Annotated in this window: 16 protein-coding genes; 11 read left to right on the forward strand and 5 right to left on the reverse strand. The window is 55.5% G+C overall.

The genetic code is table 11. The annotated features are described in order from the left end of the window. Positions 1–27 precede the first annotated feature (27 nt). Positions 28–1,241, reverse strand: a protein-coding gene (locus tag ACEPP2_RS18280; RefSeq protein ID WP_395517450.1) for an IS3 family transposase whose coding sequence is annotated in 2 segments (ribosomal slippage) — positions 28–905 and positions 905–1,241 — 1,215 coding nt in all. Because the reading frame shifts where the segments join, the coding sequence is not laid out codon by codon here. A 70-nt stretch (positions 1,242–1,311) separates the two neighbouring features. Next, the gene (locus tag ACEPP2_RS18285; protein WP_395517451.1) at positions 1,312–1,911 is read right to left on the reverse strand and encodes a hypothetical protein; all 600 of its coding nucleotides are present in this window, start codon (positions 1,909–1,911) and stop codon (positions 1,312–1,314) included. A gap of 270 nt (positions 1,912–2,181) precedes the next feature. On the opposite strand from ACEPP2_RS18285, the gene ACEPP2_RS18290 reads away from it, so the two are divergent. The 9 genes from ACEPP2_RS18290 (at position 2,182) to ACEPP2_RS18330 (ending at position 12,205) form a co-directional block, all read left to right on the forward strand. Further along, on the forward strand, positions 2,182–2,820 hold the full coding sequence (locus tag ACEPP2_RS18290; protein ID WP_395517452.1) for a GntR family transcriptional regulator: 639 nt from the start codon (positions 2,182–2,184) through the stop codon (positions 2,818–2,820). A gap of 2 nt (positions 2,821–2,822) precedes the next feature. Further along, on the forward strand, positions 2,823–3,752 hold the full coding sequence (locus ACEPP2_RS18295; protein WP_395517453.1) for a dihydrodipicolinate synthase family protein: 930 nt from the start codon (positions 2,823–2,825) through the stop codon (positions 3,750–3,752). A gap of 17 nt (positions 3,753–3,769) precedes the next feature. Continuing rightward, a complete protein-coding gene (locus tag ACEPP2_RS18300) occupies positions 3,770–4,513 on the forward strand; it encodes a type 1 glutamine amidotransferase (RefSeq protein ID WP_395517454.1) in 744 nt (247 codons plus the stop codon). A gap of 19 nt (positions 4,514–4,532) precedes the next feature. Beyond that, positions 4,533–5,567, forward strand: coding sequence for an ABC transporter substrate-binding protein (locus tag ACEPP2_RS18305; protein WP_395517455.1), 1,035 nt, complete (start codon positions 4,533–4,535; stop codon positions 5,565–5,567). A gap of 75 nt (positions 5,568–5,642) precedes the next feature. Next, the gene (locus ACEPP2_RS18310; protein ID WP_395517456.1) at positions 5,643–6,773 is read left to right on the forward strand and encodes a M24 family metallopeptidase; all 1,131 of its coding nucleotides are present in this window, start codon (positions 5,643–5,645) and stop codon (positions 6,771–6,773) included. Positions 6,774–6,801: 28 nt separating this feature from the next. Further along, a complete protein-coding gene (locus ACEPP2_RS18315) occupies positions 6,802–8,472 on the forward strand; it encodes an ABC transporter permease subunit (protein ID WP_395517457.1) in 1,671 nt (556 codons plus the stop codon). Beyond that, positions 8,469–9,485, forward strand: a complete 1,017-nt coding sequence (locus ACEPP2_RS18320) for an ABC transporter ATP-binding protein (protein WP_395517458.1) — start codon at positions 8,469–8,471, stop codon at positions 9,483–9,485. Before ACEPP2_RS18315 ends, ACEPP2_RS18320 begins: the two co-directional genes overlap by 4 nt. 29 nt (positions 9,486–9,514) lie before the next feature. Next, positions 9,515–10,303 (forward strand): SDR family oxidoreductase, encoded by a 789-nt coding sequence (locus tag ACEPP2_RS18325; RefSeq protein WP_395517459.1) that lies wholly within the window; start codon positions 9,515–9,517, stop codon positions 10,301–10,303. Between the two features lie 1,545 nt (positions 10,304–11,848). Beyond that, positions 11,849–12,205, forward strand: coding sequence for a hypothetical protein (locus tag ACEPP2_RS18330; protein ID WP_395517460.1), 357 nt, complete (start codon positions 11,849–11,851; stop codon positions 12,203–12,205). A 555-nt stretch (positions 12,206–12,760) separates the two neighbouring features. On the opposite strand, the gene ACEPP2_RS18335 is transcribed toward ACEPP2_RS18330, so the two are convergent. From ACEPP2_RS18335 to ACEPP2_RS18345, 3 genes are all read right to left on the reverse strand, one after another. Beyond that, positions 12,761–13,411, reverse strand: a complete 651-nt coding sequence (locus tag ACEPP2_RS18335; protein WP_395517461.1) for an NUDIX hydrolase — start codon at positions 13,409–13,411, stop codon at positions 12,761–12,763. A 507-nt stretch (positions 13,412–13,918) separates the two neighbouring features. Next, positions 13,919–15,319, reverse strand: coding sequence for a MocR-like pyridoxine biosynthesis transcription factor PdxR (gene pdxR / locus ACEPP2_RS18340; protein WP_395517462.1), 1,401 nt, complete (start codon positions 15,317–15,319; stop codon positions 13,919–13,921). Positions 15,320–16,300: 981 nt separating this feature from the next. Next, positions 16,301–16,795 carry a MarR family winged helix-turn-helix transcriptional regulator gene (locus tag ACEPP2_RS18345; RefSeq protein ID WP_395517463.1) on the reverse strand — a complete coding sequence of 165 codons (495 nt, stop codon included), beginning with the start codon at positions 16,793–16,795 and terminating at the stop codon, positions 16,301–16,303. Between the two features lie 44 nt (positions 16,796–16,839). Between ACEPP2_RS18345 and ACEPP2_RS18350 the strand changes: the two genes are divergently transcribed. After that, on the forward strand, positions 16,840–18,354 hold the full coding sequence (locus tag ACEPP2_RS18350) for an FAD-dependent oxidoreductase (protein ID WP_395517464.1): 1,515 nt from the start codon (positions 16,840–16,842) through the stop codon (positions 18,352–18,354). After that, a complete protein-coding gene (locus tag ACEPP2_RS18355) occupies positions 18,351–19,319 on the forward strand; it encodes a quinone oxidoreductase family protein (protein ID WP_395517465.1) in 969 nt (322 codons plus the stop codon). Before ACEPP2_RS18350 ends, ACEPP2_RS18355 begins: the two co-directional genes overlap by 4 nt.

Here is a 19,319-nt window from a genome sequence, read left to right on the forward strand (position 1 = left end):
TGCTCCCCGTTTCACCGGACATGTCGGCTAGTTTGATTTAGCGCTGATGAACTGCCGTGGGGAAGCCATCTTGAGCGCGGAATGGGGATGGATTTCGTTGTAGTCCTCGATCCATCCGTCGATGAGCCGAAGCGCCGTTTCGGCGTCCGGTAGTGCTGAGATGCGGATGTAGTCCCGCTTCAGGGTTTTGACGAAGGCTTCCGACATGCCGTTCGATTGCGGACTGGCCACCGGCGTAAAGCAGGGCGTCAGATTGAGCGCCTGGGCAAACAGCCTCGTGTCCCTCGCGGTGTAAGCCGAGCCATTGTCCGAGAGATGCTCGATTGCGTGCGGGGCTCGGGTTGCTGCGAACCGCTTCTCGACCGCCTCCAGCATCATGTCGCGCACGTCCGAGCCGGAGATGCCTGCATTCTCGACCGCCGTCCAGGCGATGATCTCGCGGTCGAAGGCGTCGATGATGAAGGCGAGGCGAATGACCTCGCCATTCCAGCAGGTGAACTCCAGTCCATCCGAGCACCAGCGCAGGTTGGAGCGCATCACCATCACCTTGCCGTCGTGGAGGCGGCCCTTGCGAACGGCCGTATGCTTCTCTAGCAGCATGGCGTGATTGCCCATGATGCGATGAACCCGCTTGGCGTTGACGACAGGCTTATCGGCGGCTCGCCTCTCGCGATTGAGGAGCGCGGCGATCCGCCGATAGCCATAGGTTGGCCTTTGATCCACCAGCCTGCGGATGATGGGCAGAAGCTCTGCATCCTCGACCTTGTGATAGGAGCCGCGCGGCTTTGATCTGCCTTTCAACCGCTCCACGAGGTTGGAACGGGATACGCCCAGCGTGTCGGCGACGGTCTTCATCGGGAACCGTCCTTCGGCAACAAGATCGGCCGCGATATCCGTTTTTTTGAGTCCGCTTTGGAAAGGGCTTCGCGGAGGATTTCGACCTCCATCGTCTTGCGGCCGAGCATGCGCTCCAGCTCGCGGACGCGATCCTCCAGCTTCTTCACTTCCGAATTGCCGACAACCGGCTCGTCAGAATCCACGGCTGCAGCACCTCCCTCGCTCAAGAGCCTGCGCCACCGGTAAAGCAGATTGGGCGCAACACCATGGCGGCGAGCAGTGGACGATACCGTCTCGCCAGGTTCGAAACTCTGCTCGATGATCGTCAGCTTCTGCTCGGTTGTCCACCGCCTACGACGGACATCACCCGTCAGCAATTCAACGTGTCGATACTCGTTAGACATAAGCCTGTCCTCAAGCCTGTGCTTGAGCCTTTCTGCTTATGCCGAATGTCCGGTCGAAATGGGGGGCAGTTCAGTTAGCCAGTTCTTCGTGCTCAAGGTGAGCATGCTTCACTGAATCATATTGGTCGCGAAGAAGAACGTTCGAGAACGTCCGTCCACTGAAGAGGCTCATGTATCGCTGGTTGATCGTTCGGAAAAACCGCTCGACTCGCCCCCGCAGGTGAGGGTGCTTGGATGGTGGGATCACATGCCGATCTGTCAGCGCAAATACCGCTGCCTGAAACTCAGGCGAGATGTAGGCCGAGCCTGCGTCGGTGTGGACTGCACGAGGTCTGCCGCACTGGGGCCATCCTGTTACAGCGCCGGAAAGAGCAGTTTCTCCGTCCTTCTCCCGAACAGCCATTGCAAGGGTATCTAAAGCGGACTGCCCGTTAGGATCATCGTAGAGCAGACGCATGCCCAGGATCGAGCGAGAATAAGCATCCATGGCCACCGATAGCCATGGTCGTCCTCGCTCCTCGACCCTCTTCTTCACGTCTGGATGCAACTCATCCCAAATTCCGTTGCGGATCAGGATCCTAACGAGGTCGACCTTGTGCTCGTCCTGCCCTCTATGCGGAGCTCCTTTAACTCTCGGTAGATTGACCGGCAGCCGGTTGCTCAGCTTCATTTCAAGAACCTTGTTTTTCCCGCCTCCCGGTTGAAGCTCGAGTCGTCAAAGCCTAGCCCAGCACTTTCACGCGATTGCCCATCACGCCAACTGGTTCGTGCGTTTCAAACCTACACGACACGTCCCAGCTCATCTCGGATTCCCGATGCGCCTGCTCAGTAATGCGCGACCGTGCGGTCAAGACGCTCACCTCGCAAATTTCACATGAACGGGTTGACGTGGTCGGCCAATGGTATACCAATTGTATGCGAGTAACGGTGCGAGGGTCATATGCAGGTCGGCGATGTGAAGGGGCTATCTCATGACGCTTATGAGAGAATTGCCGCAATGATCCTTTCCGGCGATTTGAAAGGCGGCGCGGTCTTGAATGATCGTCGTCTGTCAGACCTACTAGGTATTTCCCGTACGCCTGTTCGTGAGGCCATGGGACGGTTAGAGGGCGAGGGTTACCTCGTCCGTTCTGGACGCACTACAACCGTCAGCAAGGTAGATCTGCAGGATATCCTGCAGATCATCTCAGCCCGTATCCTCATCGAACGTGAGACGGCGCGACTGGCTGCTGAAAAGATCAGTAAAGCCAGCTTAGACGCTATGCGCGACGCAGTCGAAGCGCTGCTTCATAACGAGGATGCCAGTCCCGATGAGCACTGGAGCACGGACGATATCGTTCACCTTGGGATCGCGGAGGCCGCGTCGAACAAGTACCTCGCGCAGACCGTCGAAAACCTACGTAAACGAACTAAGATTTTTGGCATGAAGCGGATCCCCTCTCGTTTCGAGCCTGGCATCCGCGAACACCTCGCGATCATAGATGCTCTGGAGAGGCGCGACGCGGATAGCGCTGGTCGGCTGATGGCTGAGCACATCGCGAATGCGAGAGATGGAATAATCAACAGCTTTGTAGGGTGATAATGCATAGGATCGATAGTAATTCCCAAGGTGTGTATGTGATTGCTGTCACGCCTTTCAAGGGAAATGGTGCGCTTGATCTTGAAGGTGTAGACCGACTGGTGAATTTTTACCGGGAGGCCGGGGCTTCAGGCTTAACCATCTTGGGAATGATGGGTGAAGCGCCCAAGTTGTCTCAAGATGAAAGTGCCGCGTTTGCTCGAGCCGTCATAAAAGCCGCTCCGGATATGCCGGTCGTTGTCGGTGTGTCTGCGCCAGGCTTTGCGGCTATGCGAGATCTCACCTCTACAGTCATGGATGCAGGCGCGGCTGGCGTAATGATTGCACCGCCGTCATCACTGCGGACGGATGAGCAAGTCTACGGCTATTTTGGACAAGCCGCCGAGGTAATCGGCTCGGATACCCCCTTCGTCGTGCAAGATTTCCCCCTCGTTACGAATGTGGTCATCTCGTCGTCTGTTCTATTGCGGATCTTTGCGGATAACCGCAACGCTGTAATGCTGAAGCACGAGGACTGGCCGGGTCTCTCTAAAATCACGGCACTTCGAGCCGCCGAGGCGGATGGTGCCAAGCGCGTCTCAATTCTGGTTGGAAACGGTGGGCTTTTCCTTCCCGAGGAGATGGAGCGCGGTGCTGACGGTGCGATGACGGGCTTTGCGTATCCGGAGATGATGGTTGGGGTCGTTGATCTGGCCCAAAAGGGTGAGCACGAGCGGGCTCGCGACCTGTTTGACAGCTATCTCCCCTTGGCACGCTACGAACAGCAGCCGGGGCTCGGTCTCGCCATCCGAAAGCATGTGCTCTGCCAACGAGGGGCGATTGAGAATGCTCATATCCGCCGGCCCGGTCCAAAGCTGACATCTCGCGATCTCGAAGAGATCGAGACTCTTCTTGCTCGCCAAGTCAAGCGCTTGTCGATGATGGGCTTCTAACTAAAGGCTTTAAGCGAATGGCGCGACTACTTTACCTCCAAAATGGATCCAGTCAGAAATCTGTCGCAAAACTGGACGAACGCTTTGAACAGTATGGCCTTAGCGTCGATCGCTTCTGGGCATACAACGGCGAATTTCCTGAAGATCTCGACATCTATGACGGAATCTTTCTGTCAGGCAGTGCCCATGGCGCGTACGAGGATGTCCCCTTCATCGGCCGTGAGCACCTGCTGATCCGAGAGGCTGCGGAATTGAAGCTTCCTATGCTTGGGATCTGCTTCGGCAGCCAGATACTGGCCTCTGCACTCTGTGGGAAAGAACAAGTCTTCCGCCGACCTTTCTGTGAGGTCGGGTTCAAATGGCTTCCCACCACTTCGGCCGCCAAAACCGATGCGATCACCAACGAATGGGGAAGCGAGGTTTACATGTATGTCTGGCACAATGACGAGGTTCGTCACGACCATCCGGACATGACGATCCTTGCCTCCTCTGACCTGTGTCCAAACCAAGTTTGGCGGTATCGCGATCAGGCCATCTGGGGCATCCAAGGACATCCAGAGATAACGCTGGAGCAGTCAAGTGTTTGGTTCGAGCAAAATCGCGAGCGCCTTCTGAAGGATGGCGCGGATATCGATGAGCTGAACCGCACAGCTGACGAGGCGGCGACCGCCAAAACATCCTTGAAGAAATTCGCAGATTTCGTGCTTGCAGCAGCATCCGCGAAAGCTAGGCCAGAAAATGGTCTGGTAGGGGCAACCTAAAACGAAGAGGGAACAAAAAATGAGACTATTCAAGGTATTGCTGATCAGCGGAGCGCTTGCGTTAAGCTCAAATGCTGCAAAGGCCGAGGAGATGGTGTTTGCAAGCTGGGGTGGGACCTATCAGGAGGCTATCGTCAAGGCTTGGCTCAATCCATTCTCCGAAGAGACTGGTATAGAAATAATTGAGGACACCGAACCGGAAGTTGCTCGCATTAAGGCGATGGTAGAGACCAACTCCTTGGAGTGGGACGTCGTCACGGGCGGCGGTTCAACTATCATGCGAGGCGTTGCCGATAACCTATTCGAGCCGATTACGGCTGACATGGTAGATCAAAGCCACGTTATCGAAGGTGCGAAGAATGAATATGGAGTACCTACCGAGATTTTTTCAACGGTAATCGGGTACTCCAAGGACGCATTCCCTGACGGGGGGCCGCAGACCTTTGCCGACTTTTGGGACGTTGAGAAGTTTCCTGGCAAACGCGCGATGCCAGACAAGCCGGCAACAGTACTCGAGGCCGCTCTGCTCGCTGATGGCGTTCCATTTAACGAAGTATACGCTGTGTTGGGAACGCCAGAAGGATTTCAGCGGGCTCTCAAGAAGGTAGCTTCGCTGCGAGATCACGTGGCTATCTGGTGGTCGAGCGGGGCCCAGCCTGTCCAGGCTATCGGCAGCGGTGAAGTCGTAATGGCACTGGGCTGGAATGGGCGCTTCCAAGCTGGGATAGACGAAGGTCTGGACATCGAGATGTCGTGGGCCGAGTCAATTGCCCAGGTAGGTTACTTCATGATCCCCCGTGGAGCGCCCAACCGGGAGCAAGCAATCAAGTTCCTCAACTACGTCGTTCAACCAGAGGCTCAGGCTCGCTTTAGTGAGTATGTCGCCTACGGGCCAGTAACCGAAAAGGCGTGGGAGTTCATCGACGATGAACGCAAAGCCCGGTTGCCGTCCACGCCAGAGCGTCTTGAGAATGCGATCTTCATGGACATCAAATGGTGGGCGGATAATGCGACCATGGCCTCGGAAGAATACACCGCCATGCTTCAACAGTAGCATTGTGAGGGGCGCGGGAACTCCGATTCCCGCGCCGTCAATCGTAAAATCTCCGCCTGATGAGAAAGACATTGCATGGCTATCGACTCTCCCTGGTTTGCACGTGAAGAATACAAGAGCCGCGTTGAGCGGGTACAAGCAGAACTCAACCAACGTAACTTAGATGCACTGCTCGCATTTCAGCCGGAGACGGTAACGTATCTTACAGGGTATTTTACGCGAGGCTACAGTTCATTCCAATTTGCAATCATTCCGGCATCTGGCGATCCAACGTTGTTCTGTCGCGACGTCGAGGAATATTATCTAGATGCTACGTGCGTGTATCCCGATCGGGTTATGTGGACTGACAGTGACGACAAGAATGTCGTGGCCGCAGAAGCCATTGCATCACGCATAGGTTCTTCCGCCCGTCTCGGTATTGAGATGGCCGCTTGGCCACTTTCGGTAAAACGCTATGAAGCGATATCAGCCAATTTGCCGAGTGCAGCGTTTGTCGATTGTTCAGACCTCGTCAGCCGAATGAGGCTCATCAAGTCCCCTGCAGAAGTAGCCTATCAGCGCAAGGCAGCGCTGGCCGCCGAGGCTGGCATGACGGCCGCAATTGAAACTGCGAAAGCAGGCAAGAGTGAGCGTGATATGGCGGCGGCAATATGTGCGGCTATGGTGCTAGCGGGAAGCGATCTTCCTGGTCCAGGCGTCTTATCTTCCGGGGAGCGAGCTTTCCACCTCCATGGAGGATATACCGACCGCATGTTGTCAAAGGGCGATATCGTTCAAGTTGAGACCACACCCAACAGCCATCATTACCATGCTCGTTTCATGCGGCCGATACGCGTCGGAGAGGCAAGTGATGAGGACCATCGCGTCGTAGAGAAGTTGATCGAGATACAGGATCGAGCGCTAGCAGAGGTACGACCGGGTGTGGCGGCAACTGTGCCCGACGCGATCTATCGTGACGGTGTTCTCTCGGCTGGCCTCAGGGACACCTACACCAATAAGACTTTCTATTCGGTCGGACTGCTACTTCAGCCAAGTGGAGGTGAGCCTTTGGAAGCAGAACCGAAGGCTACTTGGACCTTCCAGCCGGGAATGACGTTCCACACCTATGTATTGGCACGCGGCTTCGGGATGTCTGAGACGATTCACATCACTGAGGAGGGATACGAGCGTCTTACCAACTACCCTCGCAAGCTTTTTGTGAGCTGAGGTTGTGGATGGTCGGAGATAGTTCTGGATGAAAATGTTGTCAGTTAGGCGACCCGTCTTCTGGGCGTGGGTTGCGGTCGCGCCGCTGCTAGGTTTCCTTGGGCTCCTGTTCTTCTTTCCCGTGCTGTCGCTGCTCGGGATCAGCTTCGGTGATGATCAGCTTACCCTTGAGCACTACCGTCGCATCATAGAAGTTCCGGTATATCGACGGGTTTTGTTGAATACCTTCGTAGTCTCGGGTCTTGTCACCTTACTCTGCGTCGTCGTGAGCTACCCAGTCGCCTATCTCTTGGCGACCGTCTCTCCAAATGTTCGCAAGTTTCTCTTTGTTGTTGTCTTGTTACCGTTCTGGACAAGTGCTCTTGTCCGGACAACAGCGTGGATAATCCTGCTGCAACGGAAAGGTGTTTTGAACGACTTTCTGACCGGAAGTGGCCTCATCGACCAACCAATAGCCTTCGTCTATAATCTATCCGGTGTCCTCATTGGCATGACGCACGTGCTGATGCCATTTGTGGTCCTGCCGCTTTTTGCAGCCTTCATCAATATCGACCGGACATTGCTTGAAGCTGCTGAGGGACTTGGCGCAAGCCCCTACAGCATTGGTCGTCGCATCATCATGCCTCTGACAGCGCCCGGGGTGATAGCAGGAGCCACCATCGTCTTCTTGAACTCGATTGGCTACTACATCACCCCTGCTTTGATGGGTGGTCCCGGCCAGAAAATGATCGCGATGCTCATCGCGGATAACATCAATCGCGATCTCAACTGGAGCTTGGCAGCCGCATTATCGGTAGTGCTCCTCTTCTGCACTGTCGTCATATTTGTCGTGTTCCAACGAGTGTTCGGGTTGGAGCGGCTTTTAACTGGAAGCGCATCGCGCGGGTCGGCGGCCAAATTCTCGATCGGCAATAACGGACGTACAGGTGGGGGTTGGTTGACGGTCGCGTGTGGTGTTGCCGTCCTTATCTTCCTTATCACTCCGATCCTCATAATCTTTCCAATGAGTCTCGGAAATTCTCCGTTCCTGAGCTTTCCGCCTGACAGCTACAGCCTGCGCTGGTTCGACAAGCTTTTCAGCGATGCCAAATGGCTTCGAGGCGTCTCTAATTCTCTTCAAGCCGCTGGCGTAGCAGTCTGTCTTTCCGTCGTACTGGGGACCCTGGCAGCAATAGGTACGATGCGAGTGGGGAAGGGGTTTCGTCCGCTACTGGAAACCATCTTCATTCTTCCAATGGTGATCCCAGTAATAATTCTGTCCGTGGGCCTGTTCTACATGCTTAGCCCACTCGGGATGACTGGGAGTCCGCTAACGCTGGGTCTCGCTCACAGTGTGCTGGCGGTGCCATACGTCTTCATCACGGTACGTGCTTCTCTTGTCGGTTTTGATCGGAACCTAGAACTTGCCGCAATGAACCTTGGCGCAAGTTGGCCGGTGATGTTCCGGCGGGTCATGCTGCCGGCAATCATGCCCGGCGTGATTGCCGGTGCTGTGTTCGCCTTTATCCAGTCTTTTGATGATGTCGTACTGGCGCTGTTCCTCACCAACATCCGCTCCCGGACGCTGCCACGAGTGATGTTTGAGGGCATGGCGCACGAAATCGATCCCACCATCATCGCAGCATCGGCAATGATTATCCTGCTCACGCTTAGCTTGCTCGCGATCAACCTCCTTCTTTCGCGGAGACCAACTACATGAAGACGTCTTCATTGGAACGTTTCGAGTTGCAGGGAAGACCTGTCAGCATTGTCGGCGTTAACAAGAGTTACGGGAACTACCAGGTACTTCACGACATCCAACTTGATATCGCTGCGGGCGAGTTTTGCACCCTCCTCGGCGCTTCAGGCTCGGGGAAGACCACCATGCTAAAGGTTCTCGCCGGGTTCGAACCGTTTGACCAAGGCAGGATCGAGGTGGCCGGACGCGACATCAGTCATGTCCCGGTGTCGAAACGAGACATCGGAATGGTATTTCAGAACTACGCGCTGTTTCCACACATGACAGTACGCGACAACGTGTCGTTCGGACTCGAAATGCGGAATGTACGGGGGCAGGAGCGGCGCAGACGTGTCGACGAGGCCCTGGAACTGGTTAGCATGCAGGACTACTCAGAGAGACTTCCGGGTTCCCTGTCTGGTGGTCAGCAACAGAGAGTGGCGTTGGCGCGAGCGCTGGTAATCCGTCCTGATATCCTTTTGATGGATGAACCACTTGGAGCCCTGGATAAGAACCTTCGACAGTCCATCCAGCTTCAACTCAAACAGCTTCACCGAGAGCTTGGGATCACTATCGTCTACGTTACGCACGATCAGGAGGAGGCCCTCCATCTATCTGATTCCATCGTGATCATGGAGAAGGGGAGGGTCGTCCAGTCGGGACCGGTACGGGATCTATACTTCAAGCCGAATAGCAGCTTTGTCGCGTGCTTCCTGGGGGAGTGCAACTTATTGAGGGACGAGGCCGGCAGAGCCTTTGGCATTCGGCCAGAAGATGTTCGGATTCGCAGCGCGAACGAACGGGCTGATCATTCGGTACAGGCGCAGGTCGAGAGCGTTATCTTCATGGGTTCCGGAAGCAAGATAGTCGCTCGTGTCGGCGACAGCGCGTTTACCGCGAATGTAGCGAACACGACTCCATTAGACGGTTATGAGCGCGGAGCCATCGTTGAATTCGCTTTCGACGAGCAGCGTGTTCTCCGATTTGCTGCCTAAGGCTCTTCAAACAATAAAAGGTTCGAAAAATGGATCTAAGAATTCAAGGTAAGAAGGCGCTTGTGCTCGGAGCTTCGCGTGGTCTGGGTCTTGGAGTGGCTAACGCACTTGCTGCTGAAGGAGTTGAGGTGCTGCTCTGCGGGCGCAGCAGTGACGTGCTCGAGAGGCATGTCAAAGACATCCGACAACGGCATGGGGTCGAGGCACATTTTGTAGTGGGAGATATGGCTGACAAAGCTTTCGCCCAGGTGGTTGCGGATCATGCAGCGCGTGTGATGGGGACGGTAGACATCCTCGTTAACAACAGCGGTGGGCCAGCGCCCGGCAAGGCTACGGATATCACAGCTGACGCGCTTGCTACGCAGGCGCAAATTATGCTGGTCAGCATCATTGAACTCAGCAATCTTCTAGTTCCAGCAATGCGGCAAGCACAATGGGGCCGCATTCTAACCATTGCGTCCTCGGGGGTTGTTCAACCCATCCCCAATCTCGCCCTCTCGAATACATTACGTTCTGCGATCGTCGGTTGGAATAAGACACTTGCTAGTGAAGTGGCCGCCGATGGAGTAACTTGCAACTTGATCGTTCCTGGTCGGATCCATACCAGCCGTGTGGACCAACTGGATGAAGCCGCAGCAGCACGGAAAGGGGTCGTCATCGACGCCGTTCGGGCGGAGTCTATGGCTTCGATACCTGCAGGGCGTTACGGTACGGTAGAAGAATTCTCAGATCTTGCGGCCTTCCTGTGCAGTGACCGTGCAAGCTACACAACGGGTTCCATCTTCAGATGCGACGGAGGTGCGATCAGGAGCATCTAATTGTCTCGGCCGTTGAACCCTCATGCGGGAAGCTCGGCAGCAAGTTCATGACGTGACTGCCAAACCCATCTGAGGCGCAGAAGTTGCGCCTCAGATGGTCGGCTCCCATCAGCCTAGGGCCCTAAGGGGGTGTTGGCTACGATAAGCCGTGATTGCTTTCGCCAGTCTGCGTTCAGGCGAGTCAGATCGATGACCGCTCCATCTCCAGCAGTCCGCGATTGCTAGTCGGAACACCAAGCCAATCTGCTCTGTGCAACGTTCAGGTTGTGGCCCACTCGGCTGAGAAGCGTAGTTCGCAGCCACGCGTCGTAAGGTATCGAAGAACCCCTCGATAGAATGGGCAGGCATTGCATTATTGGAAGACGAAAGTGCGTCCGCAGGTCTAGCGCTGCTTCCATCAGAAAGGCTGTGCTTGCTCCGGATGAAAGCTGTCGAGCGACTATTACCAAATGAGGTTCCTAGGCTTGATTTTAGCTTCTGGATGCAGTCAAGACCTGCTGACTGGACGTCGCTGCCGCTCCCAATTGCCAGTAGGTAGTCCTGGTCGCGGTCGACTGCTGTGCACAGGTGGATAGATGTGTTCTCCAGAGCGTTTTGTGCTCTGGTAGGTAAGGCCGCCCACAAACCGTTCGCGACAAGGAACCCGGTAAGGTCAACTGCAAACGCGTCCAGTTCAATGCGCTGGAGTGTGGGGAATTCGTTCTTGTTCGTCATTCTATAGATCCTTTCTTGTTGGGGGGAGGCGGCCACGGCAGCGACGTCTGCAACCAGAGCGGCGCAGATCAGCCGGGCCACCTCAGCGCCTTTGACGGCCAGGCGGGCAGCTATTCAGAATTTGATATTCTCAGGCTGCGGCACACGTTGTTGCTAAGCCCGCCACCGACGCCGCTTGAGCGAAAGACACCTGCTTCCGTCGCGGGAATCGGATGGGGAACCGAAGCTGATACGTCTGCAAATGGCCTTAATATGAGGCGGAGGAATGGGATATTCATTGACGTGTTCCTTAGGTCATCCGGCATTTGCCCGATAACCAGAACAGGCCAATTGACCTGCCATGACTTAGCGAGCGGTGGATCGTTCAAGTATGGCAATGGTCATCATTGTCCCCGGCGCGGCTGGCAATTTATTCAATCGGTATTGTGATAGTCGATCAGGTGGGCGCAAACGCGCAACTCGACGGCTGGAAGCCGCTTGGCACTACATCTGTATGTGTGTGATCCTGAACATGGAATGGGCTTCTACAAGAGCCTCGTTAGATGTCGATCCTAATGCGAAATCAAGGTTAACCGTCTATTAGAGGCCGCTGGATCTGGAGCAAAGGTCGAGCCTGCCCACTGCGACATTCGTCTCGAGCAGGACGCCAAACCGGTGCCGAATTAGTGCAACGGTGCCGAGCGCGACAAAATGCCATTCTCCATAGCGCCAGAAGCGGCACCGATAGCACCAGAAGCACTGATGGTGGAATGTTTCCCGCTGGCATGATGATGTGCCAGGGCTTGGTTCACGCTAAGCTAATGCGTGTAACAACCTTCAAGGACGAATCAGGTGCCGTTCTATCTGGTCAAGCAAACGCTTCTCATTGAGGCTGAAAGCGAAGGGGCTGCTGCCAAGAAGGCTGTAGCAGAAATGCTGTCTGTCGAAGAAATGAGGCTTGAAGTGAAGCTTGATGATGCCAATCGATGGTTTGTCCAAGTTCCTGTTCGGGAGATGCGTGCGCCAGAAGCCGATGTCAATGCGCGGACAGCGCTAGATGAGAGGAAGTTGCTGAAGCCGGCTGAGGAGCCGGTGATGACTCCACCTAAGCTTGCAAAGGATCACAAAGGAAGGACTGGAAACGGTATCATTTTTAGCCTCGGGTTGTTTGTCGGACTTTCTCCCGCACTGCTCTGTCTCCTAATGTAGGGATTGATAGCCTTATCCGTAAAGTTGATCGCGGTCACATACGCGACTTTGCCCACCATCGGTGGATCGAGGAGCTGGCAGTTAATTCACCGCCAGCTCGCATCTTGTTACAACTTGGCTCGTGCCATCCTATCTAGAAGCGCATCCCGATCCGCGTTCGTCTTGACTCTGATGGTCATCTGCTCGGATTTTACAGGGACCTGTGGTGGGAGGCTAAACTCGATGTCTGCGGCATTCGATGCCGCCCATGATTTGAACCGAGGAATCTTGTTCGGGCCGCTGATAGGAAAGGTGCAACTGCATCTGAAGGTCATGTCGTTTGTCCAATATATCGCGCACGAACATGCTCCGTCGATCCGGAGGCAAAGGTGCTCGTGGCAAGGAAAGAGAAGGCGACGGCTTTACCTGGCACCGCTCTTGCAGACTTGCAGGTAGAGGTGCCAGGCCTTCAGCCGATTTTGCAGCTGGCCTTCAAGCTCACCGATTGGACGAACAGGGAATTGAGCATGGTCGGCTTTTCGGCCATTTCCTGGATGTTGTCAAATGCGTATGAAATCAACGAGCGACCATTATTAGAGTTCGTGAGCTCTGACAGAATTCCACCCTCGACAGCAACCTTTTCAGATCAGGCTCATCGATCAAACGGATGGCTTCCGCCAGCGAGCACCATCTTCGACTTCGCTGATCCTTCTCGCGCCATTGGAGCAAGGTACCGCGCACTCTAAGACCGAATAAGTCAACGCGACATCGAACTTCAGACCCGTTACGTCGTGTCTTAAGGTATTCAAAGCTCCCAAACGGCGTCGAGCTGATCTGTCCGATGACGCCTGCTTCCTCGAGTGCTTCTTGCATTGCTGCTTTACTTGGCGGACGGTCAACCATGGGCCAACCTTTAGGTACGATCCACCGGCCTCGCCGCCGAGAGGTGACTAGAAGAATACGAAGATTTCCGCATCGACCAACGCGCCAAGGCAGTGCGCCATACTGTATTAACGGTAGGAGTTCATCTGTGGGTGCAGTGCCACGCGTTCTGTGAGGGCGTATCGACGACGATAATAGTAGAGGCTTTGATGTCAGCGGCTGCGCATGATCTCGCATCACGACATCGAAAACGCCGGGCTTAGGTGCAATGGAAGTCGTATTGGCACCGCTTATGCAGTCGCCAGAGGTGGTCTCAGCGTAGGAGTGACGGGTATCAGTATACATGGCAGTACCTCGCCGCGGGCCTTTGAAAGCCGCGACATTTAAGTTAGCCGCATGTCTAGAAGGGTTCCCGAAGCGATATTTGCGGTTTGAGGATGAGTCATCCGCTTCGGGAGAGAGCACGTCCCTCACCGACCAGCCTTGACAAAAATACCCACGCAGAAATTCGCATATGCTGTATATGGCTCCGCCTAGGCGTATTTGCAACTAGCCTGGACTCGATCGATGGAAAGCGCAGCTCAGTGGTCGTCCCCGTGCCGACCGCGCTTAAAAAATGGCAGTTCCGCCGACCGCCTCTCTGAGGAAGCGCCCTATTTCATTTAACTCCGGTGCCTTGTCGCCTTTGATCGTGGGAAATAGCTGGAGATCTTGGTCTGCCATTCAAGATGGTGCCAATCACTTCAATACAGCTCGATTTTGCAAAGCATCAGGAACTGACACTTCAAGTGTCCCAGAGGGGCGGTCGATATCGCCCGTTGTCGCTGTATTGACGACATCATATATCGCTACTCAACGTATATGTGACCTGATGAGCGCGACGCCCTCTGGGATCCTGTCTGCATTTATAGAGGAGTACCCCATACGGAAGTAATGTCGATTGGCTTGCGGTTCGTTGAAGAAGGGTTGACCTGGTTCGATCAAGACCCCGCAAGTCGCGAGTTTCTTGCTCAGTTCCATGCTATCGATATGATCCGGTGCAGAAATCCAGAGGCTTGATCCTCCGTATCGTGCCGCCCCAGCAATGCTCAGATCGCAATCTTCCAGAGCTTCGACTAACGCACTCCTGCGCTTCTTGAAGACACCCCTCAGGCCAACGATGTGAGCGTCGTAGTGTCCTAGCGCCAGGAAATATGCAGTGACCCGCTGCATATGAGTAGGCGCATGTCGTAACATCATCGCTCTGAGTGCGCGCGCTTGTTCGATAAATGGTTCTGAGGCTACGAGGTAGCCTACTCGGAGGCCTGGAAAGATCGATTTGGAGAAACTACCAACGTAGATCACCCGGCCACTCTTATCGAGTGACTTCAATGATGGTGAAGGAGGTTCGAGAAAGCTCATTTCAAATTCATAGTCGTCTTCGATGATTAGAAAGTCCTGCATCTCCGCACGTCGAAGCAATTCAACCCGACGGGACACGGGCATGGTGACACCTGTTGGAATGTGATGGCTGGGTGTCACGAATACGAGTCCAGTCTCCTGTGGAAGCAAGGCCGGATTCAAGCCTTGACTGTCGACCGGGATGTAAGTCGTGGGCATGTTGACTATACGCAGAGTCTCGGCAAAATCAGGATAGCCCGGATCTTCGAGCACTGCCTGTCTGTCTCGCCGAGCAAGCAATTGCGTGGCTAACCACAGTGCATTTTGGGCACCCAATGTAATTAGTATCTGTTCAGGTTTTGCTCTAATCCCTCGGCGGGGTAGGGTATTCCTACAGATGTAGTCTACCAGCAATTCATCATCCATCGTCAGACGATCATCAGCTAGCTGAACAAAATCCCTCGTCCCTAAGGCCCGTCGCACGCAATCACGCCAAGCGGAATGATTGAAAAGAGCAGGATCGGCCTGACCGTAGATGAAGGGATAAGGATAATTGCGCCAGTCTCTGGGTTTAATGATCTGGCGTCTTTTACTTAGGTCCCGGGGAAGCCAGTCGCTCCAGGTCACGTTGCCTGGTGCCGAGGCATCATCTGTAGCCTGCATCCGACGGTGCGGGGCATTGCTCGAGACGACATATCCTGATCGGGGTAAGGATTCGAGATAACCCTGAAGGACGAGCTCATTGTAAACGAGGGACGTTGTCAGGCGGGAGATTCCCAGTTCAGCCGCGAGCTTGCGTGATGACGGTAAACGGGTCCCTGGCCGAGTCCCAGTGTCAAGGATCGTTGAGACGATTGAGGTTGCCAACTGCATTTGGAGCGGCTGCTTTGAGGATCGGTCAATATAGGCCGTCTTGGTTGCTGATCATGAAAAAGGGAGAAAAGGCTAAGCCTTCGAAACTCGAGTGTCTGGACCGATAGGTCCTTCATCAAGTTCTATGGTGACAACTCGCTGCAAGGTCAGTGATGCAATCGCAGCGATCCCGTCGGCGCAGTTCTTGATGAGTTGGCTGCAGGAGGCAAGAGGTAGCGATCCGTGCTCATCCAGATAGGTGAGGAGCCGCACGCGGTCGCCTAGAGAAACGGACACGCCAGCGTAACGGAGAAGATCCTTGGCATTCGCCAGTCGATGGCTGGCGGCAAGACCGATGTCACAGTCTTCGTACTGGTAACCGAGATCGTGCGCTGCTGACTTGGCCCAGTCAGGGGTTGGGCCAGCGTCAGTAAGGAATGTCCGACACTCGGTGGTGACGAGGACGTCGGGGACGTGTGTCTCCTGATTCCTTGAGAGGAGGATTGGCAGACACGTCCAAGAGACTACCTCCGAGTCCACATCAAGAAGGCATCCGAGGTCGCGTGCCGCACGAGACTTGAACAGCGGCACTCCAACGCAGCGTACGGTACCCGCCGGTGAGAAGTGAAGGTGAGATGCTTTCAGTCGGACGAGATGCAGGTCAGAAACTGCGGATACATCGAAATCAATGGACATGATACGCCTGCCCTAAGAACGGCGGACTTGGCCGCCTGTGAACGCTGTGGGTTCGTTCTTACGAGTGGCTTATTCGAAAAACGCACATCTCATCATCGCGCTTCTGAAGCGGCTTGATGAGTGAGAGTGGGGAGCGTTGGTGCGTCATGAAAGGAACAAATACAGAACAAGTTTTCGACTGTCAAGACCCCATCCGAGACGTTTTTTGACGCTGCTGTCGCCCTCGTATCGGTTCTTTGATCCCTTGGTCGTAGGAGGGGCTGTGAGCTTCATCAGTCTAAGCTTAGTCGACCTCTGGTAGTGACATCATGGTAGAAGCGCGTCCTTGGCCTCTTCTCCCATCGCGTCGGCAAACTTGCGCATCAAGCGCGTAAGTTCGTCAACTTCATCTGCTTCCCAAGTCGCAAAGACTGCCAGAGCGATTTTCTCGCGCGCCGCATCGATCTTGTCGGTCATTGCCTTGCCTTTTGGTGTAATAACCGCCTCGTTCACCCTGCGGTCGGTCGCACTTTGTCTGCGTTCGGCAAGGCCGAGACCCTCCAGCTTCGCCACCTGGCGGCTGACGGTGGTGTAGTCTCTCCCAACTCCTGTAGCGAGGTCGACGATCCCGATGGGTCCGCGCCGCTCGATTCCTACCAGTAGAGGGAAAAGCGCACGATCGAGCGCAATCCCTGCCTCACGCACGAGCGCCTCGTCACGCTGTGGCCTGTTCATCAGGGTCACTATGTCGATCAGAGCTCCGTGCAAGTCACGTATCTTGCTCCTGATATGTGTATGTTGCACGTTTTTTGTTGACGTCATTTCCGTTCTCCTATTATGTGCATATAACACATATGGAGAGATAAATGACAAATGATTTTGCGGCAGATGTGCTCATCTGCGGCGCGGGAGTGGCTGGCCTAACGCTGGCAATCGACTTGGCGCGACGTAACATACCGTTCCGGCTTATCGAGAAGATGCCGGAGCCGTTCCCTGGCTCACGCGGCAAGGGCATTCAGCCACGCACACAGGAAATCTTTGAAGATCTCGGCATCCTCGACAAGGTCGTAGCTGCCGGTGGCGAATACCCGCTGATGCGCGTCTACCGCGACGACGGGAGTGTCATCGAGAAAGATCTCGGCGAAAGACCTCAGGCCACGCCAGCAGAGCCCTATCACATCCCGTTGATGATCCCGCAGTTCCTTACCGAGCGCATCATGCGGGAAAGGCTGGTCGAACTGGGCGGCCGAGTGGAGTTCGGCTGTGAGTTGCTCAACTTCAAACAAGACCAAGAGGGCGTCACAGCACGACTATCCGGTCCAGATGGAGAAGAGATAGTGCGCGTGCGTTACCTCCTTGGAACGGACGGCGGACGCAGCTTGGTGCGTCACGCGCTCGGCTTGGATTTTCCGGGAAAGACGCTTGGTGTGCGCGCGTTAGTCGCCGATGCGATGCTAACAGGGTTTGATCGGGACTGGTGGCATCAGTTTCGCGATGGCGACATGGAGCAGATGCTCTCGATATGTCCTTTGGCGGGAACTGACCTGTTTCAGCTTCAAGGACCGGTACCGTCCGATGGAGAAGTCGATCTTTCCGCTGCAGGACTTGAGCGGCTAGTCGCGGAACGCACTGGTCGCCATGATGCCCGGGTCCATTCCGTGAAATGGGCTTCCATCTACCAAATGAATGCACGTCTCGCTGACCGGTACCGAGTTGGCCGGGTGTTCCTCGCTGGAGACGCCGCACATATTCATCCCCCGACTGGTGGTCAGGGGTTAAATACCAGTGTGCAGGACGCCTACAACCTCGGCTGGAAGCTTGCGGCCGTGCTGAATGGCGCAGCCGACGCGCTTCTAGACAGCTACGAGATCGAGCGCCGTCCGGTGGCAGAGGCGATGCTCGGACTGGCAACCCGGCTGCTCGACGCGAGTAAGCGCGGCGAGATGAAGCGTGGACGTGAGGTGCGGCAGCTCGACATCGGCTACCCTGTGTCTCCGCTCTCGTTTGAGCTCTCGTTTGGGAGGAGGGGGCTGCAGGCTGGAGATCGTGCTCCGGATGCTCCAATCCAGGGCGCAGCGGGTCAGCCTTCGCGGCTATTTCAGTTGTTCAGGGGAACGCATTGGACCTTGCTCATCAATGGGCAGGAGGCATTCGCGCCACGGAGAGACCTGCACATCCATCGTGTCGGCGATAGAGGGGACGTGGTGGATGCTTTCGAGCAACTCCATGAGAGTTATGGATTGATGCCGAACGAATCTGTGCTGGTGCGACCTGACGGATATATCGCCGCCATTCTACCCCTCAGCATCGAGACAGTCGCCCGCCTGGAAAGCTATCTACAACATTCAGGATTGCCTGCTTGCCAGGGAGAGCCGCTATGAGAGCCGCTGTTGTTTGCGCTGCCGGACAGCCGCCCGCCCTCACAGAACTCGTCGTCCCGACGCCTTTGCCCAGCGAAAACCTGATCCGTGTCAGTGCCGCCGCTGTTAGCCATCTGGCCAAGGCGCGAGCCTCGGGCGGACACTACACTGACAGCGGGCAATTTCCTTTCGGGGTGGGTATTGATGGCGTAGGGGAGTTGGAGGACGGCAGCCGAGTCTATTTCGCTATGCCTCGTGCACCCTATGGCAGCATGGCGGACTATGCCGTTGTCGATGAGCGATTTTGTGTTCCGATGCCAGCTGGTCTTGATGGTGCCACCGCTGCTGCCATTGCCAATCCATGTATGTCCTCTTGGGCAGCGCTTACCGAACGAGCCCGATTTAAACCCGGCGAGACGGTTCTGATCAACGGTGCTACTGGCACATCAGGACGACTTGCCATTCAGGTCGCGCGCAAACTCGGCGCAGGCCGCATCGTGGCGACCGGAAGAAATGCCGAAGCGCTTGAAGAAGTGCGACTACTCGGGGCTGACGTAACGATCCAATTTGGCGAAGACATCAATGGTGTTCGACACCGCCTGATGGAGGAGTTTGCCCACGGCGTAGACGTCGTGCTCGACTATCTATGGGGCCCGAGTGCAGAGAACCTGTTATTAGCCGCGGCCGCAGCGGGACGTGACGCGGTTCCTATGCGCTTCGTCCAGATCGGCTCGATCTCGGCAGCGGACATCACCCTCCCGGCGGCCGTCATGCGAGCCAATGCAATCGAATTGATGGGCAGTGGCGGCGGTAGTGTGTCCCTGCCACGGCTGGTGGCGGTCATCGAGGATGTGCTGCGGGCAGCTGCGGCAGAAGGATGGCAGATCGCGTTTAAGCCGATGCCGTTCTCTACCTTCAACGAAGCATGGCAGCAGGATAATAGCGCCTGCCGCACGGTCTTCACCATGACTGCGCAAGAGGCTTGA

It is taken from the genome of Pseudorhizobium flavum (assembly GCF_044142885.1).
Classification (GTDB): Bacteria; Pseudomonadota; Alphaproteobacteria; order Rhizobiales; family Rhizobiaceae; genus Neorhizobium; species Neorhizobium flavum.